General features: G+C 74.3%; 19 protein-coding genes. 7 read left to right on the forward strand and 12 right to left on the reverse strand.

What is annotated here, in order from left to right:
• The coding region (locus tag ACXR2U_RS18725) for a beta strand repeat-containing protein (RefSeq protein WP_458826594.1) at positions 1-2,505 on the forward strand (2,505 nt) is incomplete at its 5' end.
• 117 nt (positions 2,506-2,622) lie between these two features.
• On the opposite strand, the gene groL is transcribed toward ACXR2U_RS18725, so the two are convergent.
• From groL to ACXR2U_RS18740, 3 genes are all read right to left on the reverse strand, one after another.
• Positions 2,623-4,257 (reverse strand): chaperonin GroEL, encoded by a 1,635-nt coding sequence (groL, locus tag ACXR2U_RS18730; protein ID WP_458826595.1) that lies wholly within the window; start codon positions 4,255-4,257, stop codon positions 2,623-2,625.
• Positions 4,258-4,383: 126 nt separating this feature from the next.
• Complete coding sequence (groES, locus tag ACXR2U_RS18735) at positions 4,384-4,689, reverse strand: co-chaperone GroES (protein ID WP_458826596.1); 306 nt, start codon at positions 4,687-4,689, stop codon at positions 4,384-4,386.
• Positions 4,690-4,892: 203 nt separating this feature from the next.
• The gene (locus tag ACXR2U_RS18740) at positions 4,893-5,945 is read right to left on the reverse strand and encodes an Lrp/AsnC family transcriptional regulator (protein WP_458826597.1); all 1,053 of its coding nucleotides are present in this window, start codon (positions 5,943-5,945) and stop codon (positions 4,893-4,895) included.
• A gap of 66 nt (positions 5,946-6,011) precedes the next feature.
• Between ACXR2U_RS18740 and ACXR2U_RS18745 the strand changes: the two genes are divergently transcribed.
• The 6 genes from ACXR2U_RS18745 to ACXR2U_RS18770 all read left to right on the forward strand — a co-directional run bounded on the left by ACXR2U_RS18745 (position 6,012) and on the right by ACXR2U_RS18770 (position 12,812).
• Positions 6,012-7,580, forward strand: a complete 1,569-nt coding sequence (locus ACXR2U_RS18745; RefSeq protein WP_458826598.1) for an MFS transporter — start codon at positions 6,012-6,014, stop codon at positions 7,578-7,580.
• 9 nt (positions 7,581-7,589) lie between these two features.
• Positions 7,590-8,501 carry a helix-turn-helix domain-containing protein gene (locus ACXR2U_RS18750; protein WP_458826599.1) on the forward strand — a complete coding sequence of 304 codons (912 nt, stop codon included), beginning with the start codon at positions 7,590-7,592 and terminating at the stop codon, positions 8,499-8,501.
• Between the two features lie 68 nt (positions 8,502-8,569).
• Entirely contained in the window at positions 8,570-10,369 is a 1,800-nt protein-coding gene (locus ACXR2U_RS18755) for an FAD-dependent oxidoreductase (RefSeq protein WP_458826600.1), read from the forward strand.
• Positions 10,369-11,409 carry a maleylacetate reductase gene (locus ACXR2U_RS18760; protein WP_458826601.1) on the forward strand — a complete coding sequence of 347 codons (1,041 nt, stop codon included), beginning with the start codon at positions 10,369-10,371 and terminating at the stop codon, positions 11,407-11,409. The genes ACXR2U_RS18755 and ACXR2U_RS18760 overlap by 1 nt, the downstream gene beginning before the upstream one ends.
• A complete protein-coding gene (locus ACXR2U_RS18765) occupies positions 11,406-12,278 on the forward strand; it encodes a dioxygenase family protein (protein ID WP_458826602.1) in 873 nt (290 codons plus the stop codon). The genes ACXR2U_RS18760 and ACXR2U_RS18765 overlap by 4 nt, the downstream gene beginning before the upstream one ends.
• Before the next feature lie 21 nt (positions 12,279-12,299).
• Positions 12,300-12,812: a DinB family protein gene (locus ACXR2U_RS18770; protein WP_458826603.1), complete on the forward strand. Its 513-nt coding sequence runs from the start codon at positions 12,300-12,302 to the stop codon at positions 12,810-12,812.
• 15 nt (positions 12,813-12,827) lie between these two features.
• On the opposite strand, the gene rimI is transcribed toward ACXR2U_RS18770, so the two are convergent.
• The 9 genes from rimI to ACXR2U_RS18815 form a co-directional block, all read right to left on the reverse strand.
• Positions 12,828-13,289 (reverse strand): ribosomal protein S18-alanine N-acetyltransferase, encoded by a 462-nt coding sequence (rimI, locus tag ACXR2U_RS18775; protein WP_458826604.1) that lies wholly within the window; start codon positions 13,287-13,289, stop codon positions 12,828-12,830.
• Positions 13,286-13,942 carry a tRNA (adenosine(37)-N6)-threonylcarbamoyltransferase complex dimerization subunit type 1 TsaB gene (tsaB, locus tag ACXR2U_RS18780; protein WP_458826605.1) on the reverse strand — a complete coding sequence of 219 codons (657 nt, stop codon included), beginning with the start codon at positions 13,940-13,942 and terminating at the stop codon, positions 13,286-13,288. The genes rimI and tsaB overlap by 4 nt, the downstream gene beginning before the upstream one ends.
• Positions 13,943-13,944: 2 nt before the next feature.
• Positions 13,945-14,469, reverse strand: a complete 525-nt coding sequence (tsaE, locus tag ACXR2U_RS18785; protein WP_458826606.1) for a tRNA (adenosine(37)-N6)-threonylcarbamoyltransferase complex ATPase subunit type 1 TsaE — start codon at positions 14,467-14,469, stop codon at positions 13,945-13,947.
• Positions 14,469-15,554: an alpha/beta fold hydrolase gene (locus ACXR2U_RS18790; RefSeq protein WP_458826607.1), complete on the reverse strand. Its 1,086-nt coding sequence runs from the start codon at positions 15,552-15,554 to the stop codon at positions 14,469-14,471. The genes tsaE and ACXR2U_RS18790 overlap by 1 nt, the downstream gene beginning before the upstream one ends.
• Positions 15,551-16,666 (reverse strand): alanine racemase, encoded by a 1,116-nt coding sequence (alr, locus tag ACXR2U_RS18795; RefSeq protein WP_458826608.1) that lies wholly within the window; start codon positions 16,664-16,666, stop codon positions 15,551-15,553. Before alr ends, ACXR2U_RS18790 begins: the two co-directional genes overlap by 4 nt.
• Positions 16,667-16,800: 134 nt before the next feature.
• Positions 16,801-18,234 carry an NAD(P)H-hydrate dehydratase gene (locus ACXR2U_RS18800; protein ID WP_458826609.1) on the reverse strand — a complete coding sequence of 478 codons (1,434 nt, stop codon included), beginning with the start codon at positions 18,232-18,234 and terminating at the stop codon, positions 16,801-16,803.
• An 8-nt stretch (positions 18,235-18,242) separates the two neighbouring features.
• Positions 18,243-19,130, reverse strand: coding sequence for an NAD-dependent epimerase/dehydratase family protein (locus ACXR2U_RS18805; RefSeq protein ID WP_458826610.1), 888 nt, complete (start codon positions 19,128-19,130; stop codon positions 18,243-18,245).
• Positions 19,131-19,165: 35 nt separating this feature from the next.
• Entirely contained in the window at positions 19,166-21,388 is a 2,223-nt protein-coding gene (locus ACXR2U_RS18810; protein WP_458826611.1) for an RCC1 domain-containing protein, read from the reverse strand.
• An 86-nt stretch (positions 21,389-21,474) separates the two neighbouring features.
• Complete coding sequence (locus ACXR2U_RS18815) at positions 21,475-21,846, reverse strand: holo-ACP synthase (protein WP_458826612.1); 372 nt, start codon at positions 21,844-21,846, stop codon at positions 21,475-21,477.

Raw genomic sequence — 21,846 nt, forward strand, 5'->3', positions numbered from 1 at the left:
AACACCGGCACCCTCACCTGGGACACCGGCTGCGGCTACTGGGGCTTCTACGGCGGCGGCCGCTTCACCAACGCCACCGGCGGCACCTGGACCATCACCGGCACCGGCACCGGCACCAACGGCATCACCGACTTCGGCGGCCCCGGCACCAACGCCGTCGTCAACGCCGGCACCACCACCGTCACCCTCGCCACCACCGGCACCACCGTCACGTTCGGCGTGACGACCACCAACAGTGGGACGCTCACCGTCACGAGGGGTACGGCGTCGCTGCCGATCGTCACCAACCTCGTCACCGGGACCCTGACCGGCGGCACCTGGAACGCCGTGACCGGGTCGATCACGCTGCCCGACACCGTGACCACGAACGCCGCCACGGTCGCGATCGGCGCGAGCGGCCAGGTCACCGCGGCGTCGACCGGCACGGCAGCGTTCATCCCGCTCGCGGTCAACTCCGGCTCGTTCAGCTCGGGCCGGTCCCTGACGTTGACCAGCTCCGGCCTGACCAACTCCGGCACGCTCGCGGTGACCGGCGGGTCCCTGGTCACCGCGTCGCTCACGCAGTCGGGCGGCACCACGACCGTGACCGCCGGCGCGACCCTCAACGCCGGTACCGCGCAGGTGCGGATCAACGGCGGCACGCTCACGGGATCCGGCACCGTGCGCGGTGCGGTGTCGGGTGCGGGAACCGTTGCACCTGACACCGGCGGCACCGGGACGCTGACCGTGACCGGGACGGTGAACACCACGGCGGGCACGACGCTCGCCGTCACCGAGGCCGCCACCACCGGCACGCGGGTGTCGGCGTCCGGCGCGGTGAACGCGGGTGCGCTGAAGCTCGCGGTGACCACCACCGGCGTGCCTGCGATCGGCGACGTGCGCACGGTGCTCTCAGGCAGCAGCCGCACGGGCACGGTCGCATCCGTGACGGGCGTCGACGTGCCCGCGGCCGGCGGGTACTGGGTGGTCGGGTACACGGCCACCGCGGTGACGCTCACGCTGACCGCGTACCCGGCCGTCTCGGTCGCGGGCGGTGCAGTGGTCACGGAGCGCAGCAGCGGTACGACGCCCGCCACGTTCACGGTGACCCTCGCGAGCGCCTCGCCCGTGCAGGCGGTCGTCGACTACGCGACGACGGCAGGCACCGCGACCTCCGGTGTCGACTACGCGGGCCAGACCGGCACGGTGACCTTCCTGCCGGGCGAGACGACCAAGACGGTCCAGGTCTCGGTCGTCGGTGACACCCTGCACGAGAACGACGAGACGTTCGGTCTGGTGCTGTCCAACCCCCGTGGCAGCTCGCTCGGCACCAGCACGGCGACCGCGACGATCGACGACGACGACGCCCCGCCGGCGTTCTCCGTCAACGACGCCGAGGGCGCCACGAGCGCCGCGGGCGGCGGCACGGTCACCTTCACCGTGTCGCTCGACGTGCCGTCGGGCCTGCCGGCGAGTGTGCAGTATGCAACGGTCAACGGAACGGCGGTGGCGGGCACGGACTACACCGCGACGAGCGGCACGCTGACGCTCCCAGCCGGTCAGACCACCGCCACGGTGAACGTGCAGCTCGCCACGGTGAGCACCTACGCCCCGCCGAAGTCGTTCACGCTGGTCCTGTCGAACCCGGTCGAGGCGACCGTGGCCGACGGCAGCGGGACCGGCACCGTGGTCAACGGCAACCCGAACGGACCCACCGTCGCGGGCGTCGTGCCGGGCTCCGGTGCGCAGGGCACCACCGTGCCGGTCACGATCAGCGGCACCGGTTACGCGGCCGGCGCCACCGTGGCCGTGACGGGCGGCAGCGGGGTCACCGTGAACGGGGTGACGGTGGTGGACCCGACCACGATCACCGCCAGCTTCGTGGTGTCCGGCTCGGCGGCCGCCGGGCCGCGCTCGGTGACCATCACGGTGTCCGGTCAGTCGAACACCTGCACCGGGTGCTTCGCGGTCGTGGCCCGCCCGACCGTCACGGGCACCGACCGGCCGAACCTCGCGGTGGGCGCGACCGACGTCATCATGAACCTCAGCGGGACGCAGTTCCAGCCGGGCGCCGACGTGAAGCTCGTGCGCGGCAGCACCGTGGTCGCGGCCACCAGCACGACGGTGTCGTCCACCACCTCGGCCACCGCGCTGGTGACGCTGGCGTCCTCGACGCCGACCGGCGCCTGGAACGTCGTCGTCGTCAACCCCGACGGCGGCAAGGGCACGTGCACGAACTGCGTGACGGTCTGGCCCGCGCCGAAGATCACGTCGATCACGCCGGCGACCCTCGCGCGCGGCACCACCTCGACGGTGACCATCTCCGGCAGCAAGTTCGTGGCGGGTCTCGTGGTCTCGATCCCCGGGGCGCAGCTGAGCGACGTGACGGTGGTGGACGCGACGACCATCACCGTGACGGTGCGGGTGCCCGCCACGGCGACCACGGGGTCGCGCACGGTGAAGGTGTTCAACCCCGCCTCGGTCGGCGGGGGTACCGGCAGCCTGAAGGGCATCTCGTTCACGTGAGCATGACCGTTGCTGGGCGCAACGATTGACCTGACGCGACGGACGACGACGGCCCCGGCCCTCCACGAGGAGGAACCGGGGCCGTCGGGGTGGGTGCGGCGCGGAGCCGCAGCCGGTTCAGTGCGAGTGGCCGTGCCCGCCGTGCGAGTGACCGTGGCCGGCGTCGGCCGCCGGCTCCTCCGGCTTGTCGACGACGGCGCTCTCGACCGTGAGGACGATCGCTGCGACCGAGGCGGCGTTCGCCAGCGCGGCTTTGGTGACCTTGACCGGGTCGACGACACCGTCGGCGGCGAGGTCGCCGAACTCGCCGGTGGCGGCGTTCCAGCCCTGGCCGACCGGCAGGTTCTTCACCTTGTCGACGATGACGAAGCCGTTCGTCCCGGCGTTCTGGGCGATCCAGCGCAGGGGCTCGGACACCGCGCGACGCACGATCTCCACGCCGGTGGCCTCGTCGCCGGTGAGGCCGAGGTCGGTCTCCAGCGCCGCCGCGGCGGCCTGCACGAGGGCCGCGCCGCCACCGATGACGATGCCCTCCTCGACCGCCGCACGGGTGGCCGAGATGGCGTCCTCGACGCGGTGCTTGCGCTCCTTGAGCTCGACCTCGGTGGCCCCGCCGACCTTGATGACGCCGACGCCGCCCGCGAGCTTCGCCAGCCGCTCCTGGAGCTTCTCGCGGTCCCAGTCGGAGTCGGTGGTCTCGATCTCGCCCTTGATCTGCTGGACGCGGCCCGCGATGTCGGCGGTGTCGCCAGTGCCGTGCGTGACGGTGGTGGTGTCCTTGCTGACCGTGACGCGGCCGGCGGTGCCGAGCACGTCGAGCCCGACGGAGTCGAGCGCGAGCCCGACCTCGGGGGCGACGACCTGCGCGCCGGTGACGATCGCGAGGTCCTGCAGGAACGCCTTGCGGCGGTCCCCGAAGTAGGGAGCCTTGACCGCGACGACCGACAGCGTCTTGCGGATCGCGTTGACGACCAGGGTCGACAGCGCCTCGCCGTCGACGTCCTCGGCGATGATCACCAGCGGCTTGCCGGCCTCGACGACCTTCTCCAGCAGCGGGAGCAGGTCGGCGAGCGAGGAGATCTTCTGGGTCGTGATGAGCAGGTACGGGTCGTCGAGGACGGCCTCGAGGGTGTCCTGGTCGGTGACGAAGTTCGGCGAGATGTAGCCCTTGTCGAACTGCATGCCCTCGGTGAACTCGAGCTCGGTCTGCAGACCGTTGCTCTCCTCGACCGTGATGACGCCGTCCTGGCCGACCTTGGTCATGGCCTCGCCGATGAGGGCCCCGATCGTGGCGTCCTGCGCCGAGATCGTGCCGACGTGGGCGATGGACTGCTCGTCGTCGACCGGGGTGGCGGCGTCGTCGAGCGCGGCGTTGACGGCCGCGACGGCCGCGTCGATCCCCTGCTTGAGGGCCATCGGGTTCGCGCCCGCGGCGACGTTGCGCAGACCCTGCGCGACGAGCGCCTGGATGAGGACGGTCGCGGTGGTGGTGCCGTCACCGGCGACGTCGTTGGTCTTGGTGGCGACGGACTTCGCCAGCTGGGCGCCGAGGTTCTCGTACGGGTCCTCGAGGTCGACCTCGCGGGCGATGGTGACGCCGTCGTTGGTGATGGTCGGCGGGCCGAAGCTCTTGTCGAGCACGACGTTGCGACCGCGCGGGCCGAGGGTCACCTTGACGGTGTCGGCGAGCTTGTCGATGCCGCGCTCGAGCGCGCGGCGGGCCTTCTCGTCGAAGACCAGTTGCTTGGCCATGTGGGGTTCTCTCCGAAACGGGTTGGAGCGGGCGTGCAGACCACACCGCCGGGCCCGGGAGACCCGGACCCGGCGGTGGTTCGTGCGGGAGAGGCGCTCCGCGCCTCAGCTGCGGTGCTGGCTCGACTACTTCTCGATGACGGCGAGGACGTCGCGCGCCGAGAGGACGAGGTACTCCTCGCCCGCGTACTTGACCTCGGTGCCGCCGTACTTGCTGTAGAGCACGACGTCGCCGACCGCGACGTCGAGTGGGACGCGGTTGCCCTTGTCGTCGATGCGGCCCGGGCCCACGGCGAGGACAGTGCCCTCCTGGGGCTTCTCCTGCGCGGTGTCGGGGATGACGATGCCGGACGCGGTGGTGGTCTCGGCGTCGTTCGCCTGCACCACGATGCGGTCCTCGAGCGGCTTGATGCTGACCTTGGTAGCGGTCACTGTGGATTCCTTCCAACGGGACTCGGGCGGCCACGCGCGGCGCGGCCGGGAAGTACAGGAGCGGTCTGGTCAGACGTCCGGCCGCCGTCGCGGGGATCGACCGGAGCCGTCTGATTGGCACTCTACCGCTGAGAGTGCCAGCCCCTCAACAGGGTCGTCCCGGGGGTCGGCTGTGCATGTCCCGATGGACGTGCCAGTGGGTGTCAGACCCGACCCGGCAGGGCGAGCCGGCCCCGCTCGACGATCGTCCCGCCCTGCTTCACCCGCCGCGAGACGGGGGCGACGTCGACGGCCGTCACCCCGGCCAGGCCACCGACCGCACCGGTGACCACGCCGTAGAGCTCCTCGGGTGTCCGGCACAGGACGATGACCAGCAGCGGGGCGGTGCCGGTCACCGCGCCCACGAACGCGACCTGCGGCAGCCGGGCGAGCTCCCACCCCAGGGCCTCGACCCGGCCCGGCGCCGCGGTCACCCAGAGGTAGGCGAAGGTCCGGAAGCCGAGCGCGTCGACGGACACGTCCACGTCGACGTCGACGGCGCCCGACCCCAGCAGGTCGGCGACCCGGCGGGCCACGCGCGACTCCGACCAGCCGGTCGCCGCCGCGAGGGCGCGGTGGGTGGCCCGGCCGTCACGCGCGAGCAGGTCCAGCAATGGCCCGTCGTCGGGGCGCAGGGGCAGGTCGGCGTCCGCGGTGACCTCGTTCGGGGTACGTCGCCCGCGGCCCGCGAGCAGCGCCTGCTCGGCCCCCGCCGGCAGGCCGGGGCTGAACGCCGTCCACTCGGACGTGTCGGAGTCGAACTTGCGCACCAGCATCACGGCCTGCATCGCCAGCACCGCGGAGGAACGGGGCAGCCGGTCGAGCAGCACCGCCCCGCCGTCGGCCCCGAGGTCGTCACCGTGCAGCGGCGGCCGGATCGCGCACACCACCTCCGAGCCGCCCGAGGTGATCGCGACCCAGGCCGCGTCGTCGCGGCGGGCCAGGGCCGCCGTGACCGCCTCGAGGCCGTCGGGCCGGCAGCGCAGGCGCACGAACCAGTCGGACTCGCCGGCGGCGACGGTGTTGCGGGCGACGAGGACGCGCGCGACACCCTCGTGCACCAGGCGGGCGTACCGGCGGGCCACGGTCTGCTCGGAGACCTCGAGCACCTCGGCGATCCGGGCGTACGACGCCCGTCCGTCCAGCACCAGGCAGTGGAGGATCTGCCGGTCGAGATCGTCGATCGTCACGGTCACACGTCTTCCGGGCACGGTCATGGAGGAAGTGTGCACGTTCTCCGCGGTGGGCGCCGGAAGTCAGCACCCTCGGGCAGGCTCGTCCCCATGACATCTGTGAACCCGACGTCCCCGAAGCCGACGTGGTGGCCGCTGGTCGCCGTGTGCCTCGGATCCCTGATGCTGCTGGTCGACGTCTCGATCGTGAACGTCGCCCTCCCGGCGATGGCGGTCGACCTCTCCGCGACCTTCTCCGACCTGCAGTGGGTCGTCGACGGCTACGCGCTCGTCCTCGCCGCGACGCTGCTCGCCGCCGGGACGCTCGGGGACCGGCTCGGCCACCGCCGCGTGTACCTCGTGGGCCTGGTGCTGTTCGCCGCCGCCTCGCTGGCGAGCGGTCTCGCCGGCAACGTCGCGGTGCTGGTCGCCGCGCGGGCGGCGCAGGGCATCGGCGGCGCGGCGATGTTCGCGACGACCTTCGCCCTGCTCAACTCCTCCTACCAGGGTCGCGCCCGCGGCACCGCCTACGGCATCTGGGGCGCGGTGGCCGGTGCCGCCACCGCGATCGGGCCGGTGGTCGGCGGCCTGCTCACCGAGCACGCCGGCTGGCGGTGGATCTTCTTCGTCAACCTGCCGGTCACCGTCGTCACCGTCGTGCTGGGCGTCGTGGCCCTCAGCCCGCACGACCACCGGTCGACCTCGCGGCTGGACGTCCCGGGCGTCGTCAGCTTCACGCTGTTCGCGGGTGCCCTGACCTACGGGCTCATCGAGGCGGGCTCGCGTGGCTGGGGGGACGCGCGGCCGCTCGCCAGCTTCGCCGTGGCCCTCGTGGCGCTGGCCGCGTTCGTGGTCCGCGAGCGGACGACGGCCGCCCCGATGTTCGACCTCGCCCTGCTGCGCCACCGGGTGTTCGCCGGCACGCTGCTCGCCGGGAGTGCGTCGAGCCTGGTCGCCTTCTCCTCCCTGGTGTTCGTCTCGATCTGGCTGCAGTCGGTGCTCGGGCTCTCGTCCGTCGAGGCCGGCCTCGCGGGCGGACTGCCCCTCTCGGCCGCCGCGCTGGTCGCGAGCGCGGCGGGCTCGCGGGTCCTGCACGGGCGGCCGCCCGGGCCGGTCATCGCCGGCGGGGTCCTGCTCATCGGGCTCGGGTCGCTGCTGATGGCGCTGCAACTGCGCGGGGCGGCCGACTGGCCGGCGCTGTTCGCCGGGCTGGCGGTCGCCGGTGTGGGGGTCGGGATCACGCTGCCGGTGCTCAACTCCGCCGCGATGTCGACCGTGCCGCTGCACCGCGGCGGCATGGCCGCGGGCGCGGTGAACACGGCCCGCCAACTCGGCCTCGCGCTCGGGCTCGCCGTGCTCGGCACGGTGCTGACCTCGGCGATGACCACCCGGCTGACCGACCTCGGGGTGCCCGGCGCGGACCGCGTCGCCCAGGGGCTCGCCGGTGGTGGCGCGGCCGCCCTGCGTGGCACGCCCGGTGCCGACCGGTTCGACACCGTGTTCGTCGACGGCCTGCGCGAGGTCATGCTCGTCGCCGGTGGGGTCGGGGTCGTCGCGGCCGTCGCGGTCGCGGTGCTGATGCGTCCGGGGCGGACCGCTCCGACCGTGCCCGGCCCGCACGCCGGCGACGCGCCGACCCACGGTGCCGCCACGGGTGTCCAGGCCGCCCGGTCGTCGTAGGGTCGGGCGATGGGCGCGCCCGCGCCGGTCGACGTCGACCGGTTCACCACCGCGGGCCTCCCCGCTGCGACTCGGGTCAGGCGGTGGGAGGCGTGGAACGCGGCCGCCCTCATCAGCCTGCGGGTCGGGAACGACGACCTCGACGCCGCCCAGGTCAACCACCGGCTCGGACCGCTCCGCCTCGCCCGGGTGCGTACGTCGGCCCACGAGGTGGAGAGGTCGGCGGCCGACGTCGCGAGTTCCCCCACGGCGGCGTTGACGTTCGTCCTGCCCCTCGGCGCGACCGGCCGCTTCCGGTCGGGGCCCCGCGAGCTCACCGCGGGGCGCGGCACCCTGCTGGTGTTCGACGCCGACCGGCCGTTCACCCGCACCTTCCCCGCTGGGGTCGACGAGGTCGTGCTGACCGTGCCGCGCGCGTCCGGGGTGGCCTGGCCGGAACCGGTGCACCTCGACGTCGACGGCCGCGTCGACCCGCTCGCCGCCGCCCTCGCCCGCGCCCTCACGGCGACCGACCAACCGTGGCGCCTGCACCCGCTCGCGGGGGCGCTGGTCGCACGGGTGGCGCAGCGGCCGGTCGGCCCGGTCCGTGTCGGTCTGGCCCGGGCGTACGTGGCCTGGCACCTGGCCGACCCGTCGTTGTCGGCGGCGACCATCGCCGCGGCCGTCGGCGTCAGCGAGCGACAACTGTCGCGGGAGTTCGCTGCGGCAGACGGTTCGGTGCCCCGCGAGATCCTCGAGCAGCGCCTGCAGCGGGCGCGCGGCCTGCTCGAGCGTGAGCCCGCCCTCCCGCTCGCCGCGGTGGTGGGGCGGGTGGGGCTGCGCTCGACGTCGTACTTCACGCGCCGCTTCACCGAACGGTTCGGGACGACGCCCGGACGCTGGCGCGCCGGGTGCTCGATTCCGCCAACGCCTTCCGGCTGACGCCATGACGTGCCCACACTGCGGGGGTCCGACAGCGGCGACGACGCCCTGACACCCCGGGAGGCACCGTGCCCACGTTCGACGACGGACTCACCGCGACCGCTCCGCCCGCGGCCGGCGGTGTCGTGACCACCGACGTGCTCATCGTGGGGTCCGGCCCCGCGGGTGCCTCGGCGGCCCTGTTCCTCGCCTCCCTGGGCGTCGAGACGATGGTCATCACCAAGTACCGGTGGACCGCGAACACGCCGCGCGCGCACATCACCAACCAGCGGACGATGGAGATCTTCCGCGACCTGGACGTCGAGGACCAGGTCCTCGCCGACGCCACCCCGCACGAGCTCATGGGCGACACGGTCTTCTGCACCTCGATCGCCGGCGAGGAACTCGGGCGGATCCTCACGTGGGGCACGCACCCCGCGCGGTTCGCCGACTACCGGCTGGCCTCGCCGTCGCTGCCGTGCGACATCCCGCAGACGTTCCTCGAGCCGATCCTCGTCCGCAACGCAGCCGCCCGCGGCGCGCAGGTGCGGTTCTCCGCCGAGTACCTCTCGCACGAGCAGGACGACGACGGCGTCACCGTGCAGGTCCTCGACCGCCTGACGGGCACGCCGTTCGCGGTGCGGGCGAGGTACCTCATCGGCGCCGACGGCGCGCGGTCGAAGGTGGCGGCCGACCTCGACCTGCCGGTGGAGGGGCAGATGGACGTCGCCGGGTCGATGAACATCACCTTCCGCGCCGACCTCGCCGCGCTCGTCGGGCACCGGCCGTCCGTCCTGTACTGGGTCATCCAGCCGGGCGCCGACGTCGGCGGGATCGGCGCCGGATTGGTGCGGATGGTCCGGCCGTGGGACGAGTGGCTGATCGTGTGGGGCTACGACATCAGCCGGCCGCCGCCGCAGGTCGACGACGCCGCCGCCCGCGCCATCGTCCGCAACCTGGTCGGCGACCCCGACCTCGACGTCGAGATCACCGGCTACTCGCTGTGGGGCAACAACGAGCAGTACGCGACGACCCTGCAGCGCGGCCGGGTCTTCTGTGCCGGCGACGCGGTCCACAAGCACCCGCCGAGCAACGGGCTGGGTTCCAACACCTCCATCCAGGACAGCTACAACCTCGCCTGGAAGCTCGCGGCCGTCCTGCGCGGTCAGGCGGGTCCGGCGCTGCTCGAGACGTACACCGCCGAACGCGCGCCCGTCGCCGCCCAGATCGTCACCCGCGCCAACAAGTCCAGCCGCGAGTTCGTCGGGTTGTTCGACGCGCTCGGCGTCGCCCCCGGCCAGACGGAGGCGGAGATGGTCGCGCAGATCGAGGAACGCAAGGCCGCGACGCCCGAGGGCGCCCACAAGCGCGACGCCCTGGCCAAGGCCATGGAACTGAAGAACTACGAGTTCAACGCGCACGGCGTGGAACTCGGGCAGTTCTACACCTCGGCCGCGGTGGTCGGGGACGGGTCGCCACGGCCGGAGCCCGCCCGGGACCCCGAGCTGTACTACCAGCCCTCGACCGTTCCCGGGGCCCGGTTGCCGCACGTGTGGGTCGGCGACGCCCGCCGCCGGGTGTCGACCCACGACCTCGCGCCGTACGGCCGATTCACCCTGCTCACCGGGGTGAACGGCGCCGCGGCGTGGTCGGCCGCCGCGGCGGCGGCGACCGGACGGTTCGGCGTCGAGGTGGCCTGCGTGACGATCGGTCCCGGGCAGGACCACACCGACCTCTACTTCGAGTGGGCGGCCGTCCGTGAGGTCGACGACGACGGCGTGCTGCTCGTGCGGCCGGACACGCACGTGGGCTGGCGCGCCCGGTCGCTGCCGGCCGACCCGACGACGGCCCTGGTCGAGGCGCTCGGCGCCGTGCTCGGGGTCGCGTGATGCGGTTCGTCCACGAGACCCTCGCTCAGCGGGTGCGGTTCGGGTCGGGCGGTGCGGCGGACGCCGTGAGCGCCGAACTCGACGCCCTCGGCTCGACCCGCCCGATGGTGGTCGGCACGCGGGGCGCGGCGGGGCTGGTCACCGGGCGTCCGGACGCCGTGTTCCAGACCGAGGTGACCCAGCACGTGCCGGTCGCCCTCGCCGAGGCCACCCGCGCCCGGGCGAGCGCCGAGGGGGTCGACGCGCTGGTCGCGGTCGGCGGCGGATCGGCGATCGGGCTGGCCAAGGCCGTCGCCCTGACCCACCGGCTGCCGATCGTCGCCGTGCCCACCACCTACGCGGGCAGCGAGGCGACGTCGGTGTGGGGGCTGACCGAGGACGGCGTGAAGCGCACGGGCACCGACCCGGCCGTGCTGCCGGTGGCCGTGGTCTACGACGCCACGCTCACCACGTCGCTGCCGGTGCCGCTGTCGGTGGTGTCGGGGCTCAACGCCGTGGCGCACGTGGTCGACGGCCGGTGGGCACCGCACGCCGACCCGATCAACCGGGCGCTGGGTCTCGAGGCGCTGCGAGCCCTGCGGGCGGGGCTCTCGGCCGTGGTGGCCGACCCGACCGGACTGGCCGGCCGCGAGCTGTGCCAGTACGGCTGCCACCTCGCGGGGGTCGCGTTCACCTCGGCCGGGTCGGGGCTGCACCACAAGATCTGCCACGCCCTCGGCGGCACCTTCGGCCTGCCGCACGCCGAGACCCACGCCGTGGTCATCCGCCACGTCCTGGCCTTCAACGCCCCCGCCGCGCCGGACCAGGCCGCCGCGTTGGCCGGGGCCCTCGGGGTGCCCGACGCCGTCACCGGGCTGGGCGCCTGGTGCGACGACCTCGGGGCTCCGCGCTCGCTGGCCGAGCTCGGGTTCACCGAGGCCGCCATCCCCCGCGCCGTCGAGCTCATCCTCCCGGCGGTGCCGGACTCCAACCCGCGGCCGGTCGACGCCGCCGCGCTCACCCAGTTGCTGCACGACGCCTGGTCCGGAGGACACCCGTGAACGAGCAGGACGACCGCGAACAGGCGCTGACCGACGAGGTGGTCGCGAGCTTCGCCGCGACCCCGGACCCGCGGCTGCGCGAGATCATGACCTCGCTCGTGCGGCACCTGCACGCGGTGGTGCGCGAGACCCGCCTCACCGAGGCCGAGTGGGAGCGGGCGATCGCGTTCCTCACCGCGGCCGGGCACATCACCGACGACCGGCGGCAGGAGTTCATCCTGCTGTCCGACGTGCTCGGGCTCTCGATGCAGACCATCACGGTCAACGACACCGCGGCGGGCGAGGTCACCGAGGCGACGGTCTGGGGACCGTTCTTCGTCGAGAACTCCCCGGCGATCGAGCTCGGCGGTGACATCGCAGCGGGCGCACCGGGCGAGCCGTGCTGGGTGGAGGGGACGGTGCGCTCCTCGAACGGCGAACCGTTGCCCGGTGCACTGATCGAGGTGTGGGAGGCCGACGACGACGGGCAGTACGACGTCCAGTACCCGGACGGCCGCACCTCGGCCCGCGGCCACCTGACCGCGGACGACGACGGCCGCTACCGCTTCTGGGCGCTGACCCCCACCCCGTACCCCATCCCCGACGACGGCCCGGTGGGACAGTTGCTCACTGCAACGAACCGGTCGCCGATGCGGGCGCCCCACCTGCACTTCATGGTCACGGCGCCGGACCACCGCCGGGTGGTGACCCACATCTTCGTGGGCGGCGCGAGCCTGGCGGACAGCGTGTTCGGCGTGCGGGAGTCCCTCGTGAAGGACTTCCGGCGGGAACCGGCCGGCACGCCGACCCCGGACGGCCGGGTCGTGGACGGCCCGTGGTCGCGGGTGCGGTTCGACGTCGTGCTCGCAAGCGGAACGGACGCTTCCTGATCGACGCCTAGCGTGAGCGCCATGACGCATCCCGCCGACGAGCGCGCCGACCTGCTCGACACCCTGGCCTCGCACCGGTACCTGTTCCTGCGGACGGTCGAGGGCCTGACCGACGAGCAGGCCCGCCTCACCCCGATCCCCTCGACCACGCTGTCGCTGGGCGGGCTGGTCAAGCACGTCGCCGCCACCGAGGACGGCTGGGCGCGCTTCGTGGTCGAGGGCACCTCGGCGCAGGAGGTCCCGGAGGGCGGGCCGGACTGGGCCGCCCGGGAGCGGGAGTTCACCCTGCTGCCGGACGAGACCCTCGCCGAGGTCTTGGCGTTCTACCGCGAGGTCGCCGAGCGCACGGACGCCCTGGTGCGCACCGTCGACCTCGACCTCGCGCACCCGCTGCCGGCCGCGCCGTGGTTCCGCCCCGGCGCGACCCGCTCGGCCCGGCGGGTGTTCACCCACGTGGTGGCCGAGACCGCGCAGCACGCCGGGCACGCCGACCTGCTCCGCGAGGCCCTCGACGGGCAGAAGACGATGGGCTGACGACCCGGGCGTGGATCAGGCGGCGAGGTCGCGGCGCATGAGGGAGGCGTCGACCCGGCCGTGCTCGTAGTAGCCGCGGCGGGTGCCGACCCGCTCGTAGCCGCGACCCTCGTAGAGCGCGATGGCCCCGACGTTGTCGACCCGGACCTCGAGGAAGACGGTCGTGACGCCCCGCCCCGCGGCGTGCGACTCCAGCGCGTCGAGCAGCAGGCAGGCGACGCCCTGGCGGCGACGGAACGGCACGACCCCGACGGTGAGGATCTCGGCCTCTTCGCCGAGCAGCATGATCCCGGCCCACCCGACGAGCCGGTCGTCGTCATCGGGGTCGAGCGCGACGACGTACCAGCGGTTGCGGGAGTCGGCGAGCTCCATGCGGTAGCCGTGGGCGGACCACGCCTCGGGGCCGAACAGCTCCCGCTCGAAGACCATCAGCTCGTCGATGTGCCCCGGCAGCATCGGGACGATGGTGACGGTCATCCGCTGCGCTGCACCGTGGACTTCCGGCCGGTGGGCACGACGGCGTCGGGGCGGCGCAGGTACAGCGGTTCGACCGTCTCGGTCGGTGCACCCTGCACCAGTCGGTCGCGTGCACCCTGCACCAGTCCGGCGGCCGTGGGGTGGTCGAGCCCGATGGATGTTCCGAGGACGTCGGCGTAGCGGACCACTCCCCCGCCGGTGACGGCCGCACCGGCCCGGTCGACCTCGGCCGGGACCGACACCTGCGGGCCGGTGCCGCGGCCGTCGGCCTCGTACCGCGCCCAGTAGACCTCGCGGCGACGGGCATCGGTGGCGACGACCAGCGGCCGGTCCTCGACCGAGGCCGCGATCGCGTCGAGGGAGACCACGCCGTACAGGGGAACCCGCAACAGGTCGGCGGTGACGGCCGCACTGACGATGCCGACCCGCAGACCGGTGAACGGCCCCGGTCCGGCCCCGACGACCACCGCGTCGAGGTCGGAGGTCGCGATCCCGGCGTCCTCGACCGCGCCCGCGACCAGGCCCGCGAGCAGTTCGCCGTGCCGCTTGCCGTCGTCGGCGAAGCGTTCGTGGACGGCGACGACCTCCCCCGTGCCGTCGAGGAGCGCGACGGCGGCCAGCGAGCGCTCGGTCGAGGTGTCGATCAGCAGCACGTTCACAGTCGGTCCGCCCAGGTCTCGCCGTGCGGGTGGAGGGTCACGACCCGCACGTCGTCGTCGCGGCGTTCGACGTCGACGAGCAGCCAGTCCGGGGTCAGCTGCTCGGCGACCCCCTCGCCCCACTCGACGACGGTGACCGAGTCCTCGACGTCGACGTCGAGGTCCAGGTCGTCGACCTCGGCCACTCCGCCGAGGCGGTACGCGTCGACGTGGACCATCGGGACCCGGCCGTGCGGGTGGACGCGGGCGATGACGAACGTCGGCGACGTGACGGGTTCGGTGATGCCGAGCCCGGCACCGATCCCCTTGGCCAGCACGGTCTTCCCGGCGCCGAGCGGACCCCGCAGGACCACGACGTCGCCGGGCCGGAGCGTCTCGCCGAGCTGGCGGCCGAACTCCTGGGTGTCGGCGGCGGTCGCCAGCAGCGCCGGCTGACGTCCGCCGAGTCGGGTGGTCAGCGCGGACGCGGTGTCGACCGGCAGCCGCGGCCCGCCCGGGCCGCCCCGGACCCCTCCGGCCATCAGCTCGCGACCTTCGTTGCAGACTGCAACGCTCGCTCGATGAGGCCGCCGATGACGTCGTCGACGATCTCGGGTCGGTCGAGCAACGCCATGTGCCCGGCGTTCTCGACCACCGTCAGGTGCGCGTGCGGCAGTGCCGCGGCGATCGCCTTGCTGTGCGCGAGCGGGAGCAGGACGTCGTGGTCGGCGCCGACGATCTCGACGTCGGTGTCCTCGAGGTGCCGGAGCGCGTCGGCCTTGTCGTGGTTCAGCAGCGCCGGCAGGAAGTCCGCGACGACGTCGACGCGGGTCGCCGAGATCATGTCGTTGACGAACTTGATCGTGGCGGGGTCGACGGACGGGTCGTCGAAGCTCAGGCGCCGGGTGAAGTTCCAGGCGACGTCCTTGCCCAGGCGCCGGCCGCGCTCGACGTTGTCGGTCTGCCAGCGGGCGAGGCGCACACCGACCGCGAGCACGGGCGCCTGCAGCCGGGCGAGGACGCCGGGCAGGCCGAGGGTGTTCTTCGACAGCTGCCCCGAGGACGTCGACACGAACGCGACCCCGCGCACCCGGCCCCCGGCGCCGAACAGCTCGGGATCGTGATCGGCCAGGGCCATGATCGTCATGCCCCCCATGGAGTGACCGACCAGCACGACCGGGCCGTGCGGGACCCGGTCCGCGAGGACGTCGGCGAGGTCGCGGCCCAGCTGGTCGATCGTGCTGTGGGCGGTGGTGGAACGTCCGGACCGGCCGTGGCTGCGCTGGTCGTGGAAGACCATCCGGATCTCGTCACCGAACCGACGCTGCAGGTCGCGGCGCTGGAACCACCACGACGCCATGGTCAGCGTGTAGCCGTGCACGAACACCACGGTGAGCGGGGCGTCGGCCGGGCCGACCTCCTCGTAGTACAGCGGGACGCCGTCGCCGGCCGTCACCGTGCCCGCGCGGTCGGCGGGCAGCGGGCTGAACCGTTCCGGTTCGGCCTCCGCGAGCTCGCGGAGCTTGCCGACCGACCGGCGCTGCTGCGCGGCCGCGGCGACGGCACCGGCGGCTCCGAGCGCGGCGACACCGCCGACCACACCCCCGACGACGCCCTTGCGGCTCACGCGGCACCGCCGACGTGGACGCGGGGCACGCGCGGCCCGATGCGGGTGACGATCTCGTAGTGGATGGTGTCGAGCAGGTCGGCCCACCGGGCGGCGCTCGGACCGCCGTCGCCGAACAGCACGACCTCGTCGTCCTCGTGGACCTCGAGGTCGCCGACGTCGAGCACGAACTGGTCCATGCACACCCGGCCCGCGATGGTGACCTCGTGGCCGCCGACCGTCACGGGCAGCAGGTCGGACCCGGCCCGCGGCACGCCGTCGGCGTACCCGACCGGGACCAGCACGAGGGTCGTCTCCCGGGTCGTCGTGTAGCGGTGGCCGTAACTGACCCCGCTGCCCGGCGGCACCCGCTTGACGTGGGCCACCCGGGCCCGCAGGGTCATCGCGGGCCGCAGTTCGAGGTCGGGGGTGCCACCGACCACCGGGTCGAGGCCGTAGGCCGCGATGCCGACCCGGACCAGGTCGTAGTGGGTCGCGGGCGCCGTGAGCAGCCCGGCCGAGTTCGCGAGGTGCCGGACCTCCGGGCTCAGCCCGGCCGCGGCCGCGACCGCGAGCGCCTGCTCGAACACGCGGGTCTGCTCGGCGGTGGTCGGCTCGTCCGGTTCGTCGGCGCGGGCCAGGTGGCTCCAGATCCCGACGACCTCGACCGTGCCGGCGTCCTGCCGCTCGGCCGCCGCCTCGACCAGCGCGGGCCAGTCGGCCGGGGTCGCGCCGTTGCGCGAGAGGCCGGTGTCGATCTTGAGGTGGACGCGGGCCGTCGTGCTCGACGCCGCGGCGTCGTGGACGGCGTCGAGCTGGGCCGCCGTGCTGACGCCGATGTCGACGCCCGCGGCGATCGCCTCGCGGAGGGCGTCGGTCTCGTCGAGGGTCCAGAGCCAGGCGAGCAGCGGGGCGTCGATGAGGTCGGCTCGGATCGCCAGGGCCTCGTCCAGGGTGGCCACGCCGAGCCAGTGCGCGCCGCCGGCCAACGCGGCCCGGGCCGCCGGGAGCATGCCGTGTCCGTAACCGTCGGCCTTGACCACGACCATCACCGCGGCGTCGGTGCGCGCCGCGAGGGTGCGCACGTTCGCGGCGATGGCGTCGAGGTTGATGCTCGCGACGGCGTGAGGCACGTCGCCAGTATCCCGAACCCCCGCTCCGCCCGGTCGAGTGGCGCGGCCGGGCGTCGAGTGGCGCGGCCGGGCGCGCCACTCGACGGGTCGGTGCGCCACTCGACGTCAACGGGACGGGCCGGCGGCTCTCCCGGTCAGGCGAGGGTGGCGACCGAGCGCCAGGCGGCGCGCAGCCGGGCGAGCACGTCCTCGGCGGCGGGCGGACCGTCGGCCGCGGCGAGTTGACCCGCGACGCCGTGCACGAACGCCCCGGCAGCCGCGGCGTGACCCGGTGCGAGGCCCGCGGCGAGCAGCGACCCGATGAGGCCGGACAGCACGTCGCCGCTGCCGGCGGTGCCGAGCCACGGGGTGCCGGTCGGGTTGACCCAGGCGGTGCCGTCGGGGTCGGCCACGACCGTGGCGTTGCCCTTGAGCAGCACCGTGGCCCCGATCGCCGCGGCGGCGGCGCGGGTCGAGGCGACCCGGTCGTCGTCGAGGTCGAACAGCCGGGTGAACTCGCGGTCGTGCGGGGTGAGCACGGTCGGGTGGGTCCGGGCTCGCAACGCCGCCCGGAGATCGTCGTGCTGCCCGATCAGGGTGATGGCGTCGGCGTCGACGACGACCGGCACCTCGGCCGCGAGCACGTCGGTGAGCGAATTGCGGGCGGCGTCGTCGGTGCCCAGACCCGGGCCCACGACGAAGCTCTGCACCCGCACCTCGTGCGGTGCGGTGTCGGGGTGGACGACGACCTCGGGGTAGCGCTCGACGATGCCCTGCGGGGCGCCGCCGAGGTAGCGGACCATGCCCGCCCCGCCGTGCACCGCCGACCCGGTGGCCAGCGCGCCCGCCCCGGCGTACTGCGCGCTACCGGCGACCACGCCGACGACCCCGCGGGTGTACTTGTCGCCGCTGGCGCCGGGGCTCGGCAGCCAGGCGGCGACGTCCGCGGCGGCGGGGACCGTCAGCTGCGGGTCGGGCAGGTACGGCCCGAGGCCGATGTCGACCAGGCGCACCTCCCCGGCCGCGGCCGCCCCTCCGCCGCTGACCACACCCGGCTTGAGCGCGCCGAACACCACCGTGACGTCGGCCCGGATCGATGCCTCGTGCAACAGTCCGGTGTCGGAGTCGACGCCCGAGGGGATGTCGACCGCCACGACCGGCACCCCGGCCTCACGCACGGCGGCGGCCCAGGCGTCGGCGGGCGGGCGGATCCCGCCGGCGCCGCGGATCCCGAGCAGGCCGTCGACCACGAGGTCGGCGGTGGCGACGACCTCCGGCCCGGCCACCCGTCCGCCCGCGCGGCGCAACGCGTGCAGGCCGTCGGCGTGCGCCTTGTCGGGTGCGGCCAGGACCGCCCGCACCTCTGCACCCCGCCGGGCCAGCCAGGCCCCGGCGAACAGGGCGTCACCGCCGTTGTTGCCCGACCCGACCAGCAGGACGACCCGCGCGCCGTAGACGCGCCGCAGCATCGCCGCGCACTGCACCGCGAGCCCGGTCGCGGCGCGGAGCATGACGTCGCGCTCGGGCACCTGCTCGAACAACCGCGCCTCGGCGGCCCGGACGTCACCCGCGGTGTGGACGGCCTGCACGGCGCGCCTCAGCCGTCGAGGTCGGCGTAGGAGCCGACGACCAGTTCGTCGACGAGCGTCCGGGCCCGCGGCTTCCACCCGAGGGTCTCGCGCGCGTGGTCGCCGGTCGCCTCCTGGTCGAGCACCAGGGCGTCGTACATCGCACCGAGGCGCTCACGGGCCTCGTCCTCGGGCTCGGGCGCGACCCGGCCGTCGAGACCGGCGGCGTGGCTCGCCGCCCGGGCGAGGTCCTGGACCAGCGGGTTGTCGCCACCCACCCCGAGGAAGTAGGAGCCGGCCGCGGCCTTGTCGAACGCCAGCACGTACAGGCGGGCGAGGTCGTCGACGTGGACGGTGGTCCAGTGCTGCTCCTCGCCGACGTACAGCAGCGCGCCGTCCGCCCGCGGGGCGCTCTTCACCATGTTCGGGATGCCGCCGCCGTGGCCGTAGACGATGCCGGGCGCGATGAGGACCGACCGCACACCGTCGGCGGCCGCCGCGCGCACCCGGGCGTCGAGGGGCAGCCGCCAGGTGGTCAGCTCCGGCGGCGCGAGCGGGGACTCCTCGGTGATGTGCTGCCCGTTGCCGTGGATCCACACCCCGCTGGTGTGCAGGTACGGCTTGCCGCTGCCGGCCAGGGCCGGGAGGACGGCGTCGAGCAGGGCGGCGTCGTGGTCGGCGTCGGCCGCGGTGCTGGTGGCGGCGGTGTGGACGAAGCCCTCCGAGGCCGCGGCCTCCCGGGCGAGCAGGTCGGTGTCGGTGATCTCGCCGCGCACCGGTGTACCGCCGGCACGTTCGATGGCGGCGGCGGACTCGTCACTGCGGGCGAGGGCGCGGACCTCACGGCCGCGCTCGACGAGGTGGTTCAGGATGGCGGACCCGATGTAGCCCGAGCCGCCGGTCAGGAAGATGGTCACGGCTCTGGTCCTACCCGCCCGTCGGCCGCGCGCCGTCAGCCGCCGGTCCCGACCTGCGTGATCTGCACCCCCGGCGACCCGTTCACCGCGGTGACGTTCGCGAACCCGCCCTCGTAGCGTGCCGTGCCGGTCGAGGGGACGTCGGCCACCCGGCCGTCCTCGGTGAGCACGCGGATGCCGTTGTCGTAGCCCGCCCCGGCACCGATCTGCGTCGCGCCGGCGACCGGCAGGGGCGTGCGGACGGCCGCCCCGAGCCGGCTCAGCTGCACCACGGTGCCGTCGTCACACAGCTCCCAGACGCCGTTGTAGTCGGCGTGCAGGGCAGTCGCCTTCGCACAGACCCCGGCGTACGGGGTGGGGGTCGGTCGCGCCGCGGCACCAACCGGGGCGCCCCACGACCAGGTGCCACCATCGGCGTCGACGGCGAAGGTCAGCCGGCCGTCACCGGCGATCGCGATCGGCGCGGTGAGCGCGTCGACGCGCGCGGGCACCCACGGCGTGGCCGTCGGGGTGCGGCCGAGCTGCCCGGTGTCGGCCCGGCCCCACGAGTACACCGTGCCGTCGAGACCCACCGCGTAGCCGACGCCCTGCGCCGCGTAGACCGCGGTGGCCACGACGCCGAGCGGGACGAGGGTCGGCCGCAGCGGGTAGGTGATGAAGCCGTTCGGCGCCGTCCCGAGCTCGCCGTGGGCGTTGGACTGGAAGCCGTACACCTGCCCCACCGCGGTGAGGGCGTACACCGCTGCCGTGGTCTGGGCCCCGGCGGTCGCGAGCCGGGTGACGCCGGTCAGCGATCCCACCCGTGTCGGGGGTCGCCAGAGGTCGACCGCACCGGGTTCCGACATCGGGTAGGTGGCCTGGTCGACGGTCGTGTCGGGGGCGATGGCGTAGGCCGCCGTGGGGGTGCGGGCGTTCTGGCCCGCGAACACCCCGCGGGCGAAGTACTCCGGCAGCGCGCCCGGGGCGTCCGCGAGCTGGGTGTCGGTGCGGGCCGGCGTGTCGGTGTAGTCGGGGTAGCGGGTGCTGGACCACAGCCCCGGCGCCGCCGGGGCCGGGGCCGCGCGGAACCACCCCGACAGGTCGGCCACGACCCGGCTCGCGGCCGAGGTGGTGACCAGGACCGTGCCCTCCGGTGACAGCGTCGCCGGGCCGGCGTTGGCGACCGCGCGGTTCGGGACCAGGTCGAGGTCGGATGTCGCGACCGGGCCGCCGCCCGGCCGCGCCGTGAGGTAGCCGCGGCCCGCGGGGTGGTCGCCGACGAGCGTGAGCCAGACCGCGGTGGTCGGCGCGAGGTCGTCGACCGAGGGCGCCAGCACGTTCGGGCCGCCGACGACGCTGTCGACCGTCGGCTCGACGACCGAGGAGGTCCCCGAGCGGTCGAGCACCCGGCCCGCGGCCACCGGCGTGTAGTACGAGCCGGACGGGTCCGGGGACAGGTACCCGACGACGTCGACCACCAGGTTCGTGGTGCCGCCGGCGTTGAAGAACGCGGCGTCGCCGTCGGGGTCGAGCGGGACCAACGCGCGGTTGGCGACGATGTCGCCCCGGCCGGCGTTGACGGTCGAGACACCCGGGCGCGCCTCGGCGCCGGACCAGGCCGTGACGTAGGTCGAGGCGGTGGCGCTCGCGACGGTCACGTTCGCGATCACCGCGGTGGCGTCGGCCGGGACGCCGGACAGCTCGCGCACCGCGAGGGTCTGCGTCGTGGCGCCGACGAACGGGGTGAGACCCGACCCGTTCCGGGAGTCCGCGATGCGCGTGGGCGTGGGCAGCGGGGTGAAGCTCGCGGTGGTGGCCGCGGCCGGGGTGGTGACGTAGCCCTGCACGTCGACCACGATGTCGGCGCGGGCCGACGACGTGACGGGGACCAGTCCGCTCGCCGGCAGCCGCACGAGGGCGAGCGTGGCCGAGGCCCGGTGGGCGACGTAGTTGCCGTTCGAGGTCCGGCTCGTGCTGCTGCCGACCGTCACGTAGCCCGCGCCGGTCGCGTTCACGACCGTCACGTTGAGCAGCACCGCCGCCACGCCCCCACCGGCGGGCAGGGCCGGCCGCGGGTCGACGGTGGTCTGCTGGGTCGGCCCGCCGACACTGCGGGTGTCGAGCACCCGCTGCGGGACGACCGGCACGAACGACCCGCCCGGCGGAAGGGCCGCCTGCACCTCGGGGACCGGATCCGCCGCACCGGGCGCGGCGACCGCGACCAGTCCGCCCAGCACGACGACGACCGCCCCGACCACCGCACCGATCCGCTGCACCATGCGGTCAGTGGAACACGCCCCTGCGACAGTTTCGAGTCCCGGTTCGGGAACGACGTCGGGGAACGATGTCCGCGCCACGCGCGAGGTCAGGACTCGGCGATCACGACAGCCGAGGCGATGCCGCCGTCGTGGGAGAGCGAGACGTGCCAGTGGGCGATCCCCCTGGCGGCCGCGTGCTCGGCGACCGCGCCGCTCACCGTGAGCACCGGGCGTCCGACGTCGTCGGTGTCGACCTGCACGTCGGTCCACTCCCCCACTCCGGGCCGGCCGAGCGCCTTGACCAGCGCCTCCTTGGCGGCGAAGCGGGCCGCGAGCGACTCGGCGCCCCGCGGCTCCCCGTGCGGGGTCGTGCGCTCGGCCTCCGTGAACAGCCGCGTCAGCATCGACGGGGTCCGGTGCAGCGCCAGCGCGAACCGTTCGACCGGGACGACGTCGAGCCCGACGCCGATGACCGCCAC

Source organism: Jatrophihabitans sp. YIM 134969, assembly GCF_054456675.1.

What these genes read in the sequence shown, in the direction of transcription:
- ACXR2U_RS18745 (WP_458826598.1), top strand. Translation starts at nt 6,012, where the DNA reads ATGACATCTGTGAACCCGACGTCCCCGAAGCCGACGTGGTGGCCGCTG.
- rimI (WP_458826604.1), bottom strand. Translation starts at nt 13,289, where the DNA reads ATGACCGTCACCATCGTCCCGATGCTGCCGGGGCACATCGACGAGCTG.
- ACXR2U_RS18810 (WP_458826611.1), bottom strand. Translation starts at nt 21,388, where the DNA reads ATGGTGCAGCGGATCGGTGCGGTGGTCGGGGCGGTCGTCGTCGTGCTG.
- ACXR2U_RS18750 (WP_458826599.1), top strand. Translation starts at nt 7,590, where the DNA reads ATGGGCGCGCCCGCGCCGGTCGACGTCGACCGGTTCACCACCGCGGGC.
- tsaE (WP_458826606.1), bottom strand. Translation starts at nt 14,469, where the DNA reads ATGGCCGGAGGGGTCCGGGGCGGCCCGGGCGGGCCGCGGCTGCCGGTC.
- groL (WP_458826595.1), bottom strand. Translation starts at nt 4,257, where the DNA reads ATGGCCAAGCAACTGGTCTTCGACGAGAAGGCCCGCCGCGCGCTCGAG.
- ACXR2U_RS18770 (WP_458826603.1), top strand. Translation starts at nt 12,300, where the DNA reads ATGACGCATCCCGCCGACGAGCGCGCCGACCTGCTCGACACCCTGGCC.
- ACXR2U_RS18760 (WP_458826601.1), top strand. Translation starts at nt 10,369, where the DNA reads ATGCGGTTCGTCCACGAGACCCTCGCTCAGCGGGTGCGGTTCGGGTCG.
- ACXR2U_RS18740 (WP_458826597.1), bottom strand. Translation starts at nt 5,945, where the DNA reads ATGACCGTGCCCGGAAGACGTGTGACCGTGACGATCGACGATCTCGAC.